The following is a 5266-nucleotide window of genomic DNA, read 5'->3' as shown; positions in this document are numbered from 1 at the left end:
GCGTTCGGGCGAGGGCGTGCAACTGTTGCGGATCGCCTCGACCACCGCCTCGGCCTCGAGCGCGGACGGCAAGGTGGTGACGGGGCCGATCTCGGGCAGCGCGCCGGCTTCGGCGAACGCGCCCGCCGCGCCGGCGGACGCCACCAGCGCCACGGCCACGCCAGCCGTGCCGGCTTCGCCGCCTTCCGCCGCGGCGACCGACGCGGCCCCGAAACAGAAGGCCGGCGATGCCGATTTCGCGCTGGCCTATCGCGTGTTCCTGGCCGCCGGCGATGTCGCCAGCGCCGAGCGCGTCGCGAACCAGGCGCTCGAGCGCGACCCCGGCGCCGCGAGCTGGCGCGAACGGCTCGCCCAGGTGGCGGAATGGAACCACCATCCCGACGTGGCGCTGGCCAACTACCTCGCGCTCGCGCAATCGCGCGGCGACGCCCATGCCTGGCAGCAGGTGGCGCGGCTCGCGCCGGGCCTGAACGACCAGCGCGCGATGCTGGCGCTGACCCTGCACCAGGCCGATACCAGCCCCGGCGACATCAAGCGGCTCGACGCGGTGGTCAACGCCTACGAGCTGAACGGCGACCCCGACGGCGCGCTGCGCTTCCTGCAGGCCCGCTTCAAGGGACCGCTCGGGCGGCTCGCGCGCGAGCGCTACGCCACCGAGGCCGAACGCAAGGGCGACGACGACCTGGCCCTGCGCAGCTGGCAGGACCTGGAGCGCGACTACGGCCCGAACGCCGGCTACGCGCTGAAGATCGCCACCATGCTCTACACGCGCACCCGCTTCGACGCGGCGCTGGCCGCGATGAACGAGGGCAAGCGCGGTGCCACCCCGGCCGACCAGGATTTCTGGCGCTTCTACGCGCTGCTCGGCACCACCACCCAGCAGCAGCACGACACGGGCGCCGGTTATCGCGAACTGCTGGCCAGCGGCAAGGCCGGCCGCGACGACCTCGAGGCGATGATCGGCTTCTACGACGACACGCCGATCGACGCGGCGCGCCTGGCCGAATACGGCTACCGGCAGACCGGCAACGTGCGGATGCTGACCCAGGCGATCTATTACTACGAGCGCGCCCACGCGCGCGGCCGCATCGCGCCCTTGCTCGCCTCGTTGAGCGCGGAGCAACTGGCGGCGGCCGAGCAGTCGGCGCCGTTCCTGCTGGCGCGCGCCCAGTACGAGCGCGACGCGGGCCGCCAGCAGGACGTGGCGCGCGACGTGCAGCGCGCGCTGGCGATCGCGCCCGACAGCACCGAGGCGCAGGTCACCTGGCTCTGGTACCTGAACGATCGCGGCACCGAGGCGCAGTTGCGCGACACGATGAGCCGCTACGGCGCCCATGCCGAGAGCGACGCGCCGCTGTGGCCGCCGATGATCGCGGCCGCGCTGCGGCTCGGCGACGGCCGCATGGCGCTGCATTACCTGCGCAAGCAGGCCGACGCGAACCGCCAGGATCCGCTCTGGCGCCTGACCTTCGCCGATGCGCTCGAACTCGACGGCCGCGCCGACGATGCCTGGCAGTTGCGCAAGTCGACCTGGGTCGAGCTGGCGCGGCGCCGCCGCGACCCGAACGCGGCGCCGCTGCCCGAAGCCGAGCGCGAGGACCTGGCCGGCCGTTTCGTTTCGCTGACCACCCAGTTCGCCAACGGCGACCAGTCGCGCGCGGTGCTGATCGCGATGCTGCGCGCCGACGCGGCCGGCGACGGCGAAGATGGCAATGGCGGGCCGGGCGGCGCGGCCTATCAGTCGCAACTCGGCGATTTCGCCATGCTGCCGCCGCTCAAGCAGCAGGCGATCCAGCGCGAGCAGCGCGTGGTCTCGGCGATCGCGCGCGAGGCCGCCGTCTCCTGGGCGCAGGCCCAGCAGGAACCCGATCTCGAACATGCGTGGCTGACCAAATTGTTCATCGATCGCAACACGCGCCCGGTCTATGCCGAGGCGCAGCTGGCGATCGACGAGGGCGACGTCAATACGCTGAACCGCCTGCTCGACACGCTGCCGGACCTGATCCCGCGCCAGAACCGCGTCGACGCCCAGGCCCTGACGGGGCGCCTGACCGACGCGCAATCGACGGCCTACCAGTCGCTGATCGCCACCCCGCACGACGACGTGATGCAGCAGCAGTTGCGCGACAACCTGATGAAGAGCGCGCAGTCGGTCGACGTCTCGACGCGCTACAGCAACCAGGGCGCGCTGCGCTACAACGAGCAGAGCGCCTCGGTGGGTGCGCGGCTGACGCCCTCGCAGAGCGTGCGCCTCACTTATCGCCAGCGCGAGCAGTCGAGCGACGCGGCCACGCTGCCGCACATTCCGAGCCAGGACCGCGTGCTCAGCGCGATGTACCGCCACCAGGGCCAGGACGACCAGGAAACGTTGACGGTGGGCCGCCGCGAGGCGCTGCGCGATATCACCACCGCGCGCGTCGACGGCCGGGCGCGCCTGAACTCGAAGCTCACCCTGAGCTACGCGGTCGGCTACAACCAGGACGCGACCGAAACCACGCAATTGATGGTGGGCGGCGTCAAGGACCTGGCCTCGGTGGGCCTGAGCTACCAGTTCGATCCGCACTGGTTCGGCAGCGGCCGCTACGAATACTCGCGCTTCCACGGCCAGGACCGCACCTACTTCGGCGATGGCCATTTGCTGGAGCTGAGCGCCGGCTACAAGATCAAGGCCGACTATCCCGACTACACGATCCGCGCGGTCTTCACGCACGGGCAGTACAGCAACGCCGGCGGCGTGCCGGGCGCGCGGCTGGCGGCGATCCTGCCGGCCGGCACGCTGCCCACCGCGGCCGCCTTCATGCCGCAGACCTTCACGCAGGGCGCGCTGCTGTTCTCGTTCGGCGACGACCTGCCGGAAACCTATTCGAAGGGCTGGCGGCCGATGTTCTCGGCCGGCCCGGTGCGCGACTCGCGCGCGGGCTGGACCGGGCAGGTCGAGCTGGGGCTCGCCGGCAGCGTGTTCGGCGGCGACCAGGCCTTGCTGTACGGGCTGTATCAAGGGGCGTCGTCGAACAGTTCGACGTCCGTGAAGGAAATCGGCGCGCGGTACCGCTGGCTGTATTGAACGCAATCTGAGGAGAAACGCATGAACACGAAGCACGCATCGCGGCACCTGCGGGCCGTCGCGCTGGCCGGCGCGGTCACGCTCGCGGCGGCCGCGCTGGGCGGCTGCGCGGTGCTCGACCAGAGCGCGGCGATTCCCGCCGCCAAGGGCGAGACCTGGACCGTCCTGCCGATCGCCAACCACACCGAGACGCCGCAGGCCGGCCAGCGCGCCGGCTCGATCGCGCAGAGCCTGCTGCGCACCTTCGGCTACCAGAACCTGGTGGCCTACCCGGGCGGCGGCGACGACGAGACCCTGTTCGACCCGGCCAAGCCCGATGCGCAGCAGAACGCGCTGAACTGGGCGCGCCAGCAGAACATCCATTACGCGCTGACCGGCTCGGTCAACGAGTGGCGCTACAAGGTCGGCGTGGACGGCGAGCCGGCCGTCGGCCTGAGCTTCGACGTGATCGACGTGCAGAGCGGCAAGGTGGTCTGGACCGGCACCGGCAGCCGCACCGGCTGGAGCCGCGACGCGCTGTCGGGCGTGGCGCAGAAGCTCGAGCGCGAGCTGCTCGCGCCGCTCGGCCGCTGAGCCTCCATGGATTGGCGGGCGAGGGCGGGGCGGTGATGAAACCGATATCGACATCGATCAGGCGGTGGGCATGAATACGCAGGCAACCGGGCCGGACCCGGGCGAGCCGCGCGCGGCGCGGCAGTCGCGAACCGTGCGCGCGACCGGCGCGGCGGCATGGTGGAGCACGCTGATCGCGCCGCCCGAGGGCAGCGCGCGACGGCGCACCGTCGCGCTGCTCGAGACGCTCGGCTTCACGCTGATCGCGATCGGCCTGTGCCGCGCCTTCTCGGCCGACGATCCGCTGCTGATCCACAGCGGCTTCGGGTGGATCTGGCTGGTGCCGGTGGTGGTCTCGCTGCGCTACGGCTCGGTGGCGGGGCTGGTATCGGGCTTCGTGCTGCTGGCCGCCTGGTATCTGCTGTATCCGGCCGTGCCGGTGCCGGTCGTCACCGCGGTGGCGGCCGGCACGGGCGGCGCGAGCGCGGTGTTCACCGGCGACACGGTGCTGAGCCGGCCGTTCCCGGTCGGCTTCTTCTTCGGCGGCTTTTTCCTCACGCTGCTGACCGGCCAGTTCGGCGACATCTGGATGTCGCGGTTGCGGCAGAACCGGATCGCCAACGACTACCTGTCCGAGCGCCTGTCGATCCTGACGCGCAACCAGTTCATGCTGCGGCTCTCGCACGAGCGGCTCGAGCAGGACCTGCTGAGCCGCCCGGCGACGCTGCGCGATTCGCTGGCGCGGTTGCGCGCGGTGGTGTTCGAGCAGTTGCCGAGCCCGGCCGAGCAGGGCGATCTCGCGCTGCGCGGCGCCCAGGCCTTCCTCGACGCGGCCGCGCAGGCGGTGCAGCTCGAGGTGGCCAGCGTGCACGCCTGGCGGCAGGGCGCGCCGGCGGCCGAGGCGGCCGCCTCGGTGGGCGGCGCCGGGCCGCTCGACGTGCACGATCCGCTGGTGCGCGAGGCGATCGAGACGCGCCGGCTGGTGCATGTCGACGCGCAGGCGCATGCCAGCGCCGCCGCGATCGGCAGCCGCTACCTGGCCTGCGTGCCGCTGCTCGACGTGAAGGGCGAGCCGGTGGGCGTGGTGGCGATCGAGCGCATGCCGTTCCTGGCGCTCACCCGCGACAACCTGCAGTTCCTGCTGGTGCTCTGCAGCTTCTACGCCGACGGCGTGCGCCATGCGGAGGTCTCGCACGAGATGCTGAGCGCCTTCCCGGCCTGCCCGCAGCGCTTCGCGCTCGACTACGCGCGGCTGGTGCACCTGCGCCGCGATTCGCAGGTGCTGTCCTCGGTGGTCACCCTGGTGTTCGACAACGACGAGCAGGGCGCCGCGCTTTGCGAGCACATCGTGCGCACGCGCCGCGCGCTCGATTCGCAGTGGGAGGTGATCGGCAGCAGGCGCCGCGCCGTGCTGACCCTGATGCCCTTGTCCGGCGCCAGCGGCGTGGACGGCTACCTGCTGCGCATCGAGGACAACCTGCGCGCGCAGTTCGGCGTCGATTTCGAGGCGGCCCACGTGGCGGTGTATTCGATGAACGTGCCGGCCAGCGAGCCGATGCGCCCGCTGGTCAAGCTGATGGAGCACTGCGGTGTCGCCGGCTGAGCCGCGCCGGCCCGATCCGGCCAGCCCGCGCGCGCCGGCCGGCGACG

3 protein-coding genes are annotated in these 5266 nt (G+C 71.9%); all 3 read left to right on the top strand.

The window, feature by feature from the left end; genetic code table 11:
- Window positions 1–3064, top strand: a 3064-nt coding sequence (locus F3J18_RS35395; protein WP_166916762.1) for a tetratricopeptide repeat protein, incomplete at its 5' end; no start/stop codon positions are given.
- A gap of 21 nt (window positions 3065–3085) precedes the next feature.
- Window positions 3086–3637, top strand: a complete 552-nt coding sequence (locus F3J18_RS35390) for a penicillin-binding protein activator LpoB (protein ID WP_166916760.1) — start codon at window positions 3086–3088, stop codon at window positions 3635–3637.
- Between the two features lie 70 nt (window positions 3638–3707).
- Window positions 3708–5219 (top strand): PelD GGDEF domain-containing protein, encoded by a 1512-nt coding sequence (locus F3J18_RS35385; protein ID WP_166916758.1) that lies wholly within the window; start codon window positions 3708–3710, stop codon window positions 5217–5219.
- The last annotated feature ends 47 nt before the right edge of the window (window positions 5220–5266 follow it).

This window comes from Burkholderia sp. Ax-1720, from assembly GCF_011753035.1.
Taxonomy (GTDB): domain Bacteria; phylum Pseudomonadota; class Gammaproteobacteria; order Burkholderiales; family Burkholderiaceae; genus Burkholderia; species Burkholderia gladioli.
This window is presented reverse-complemented; position numbering and strand designations above follow the sequence as displayed.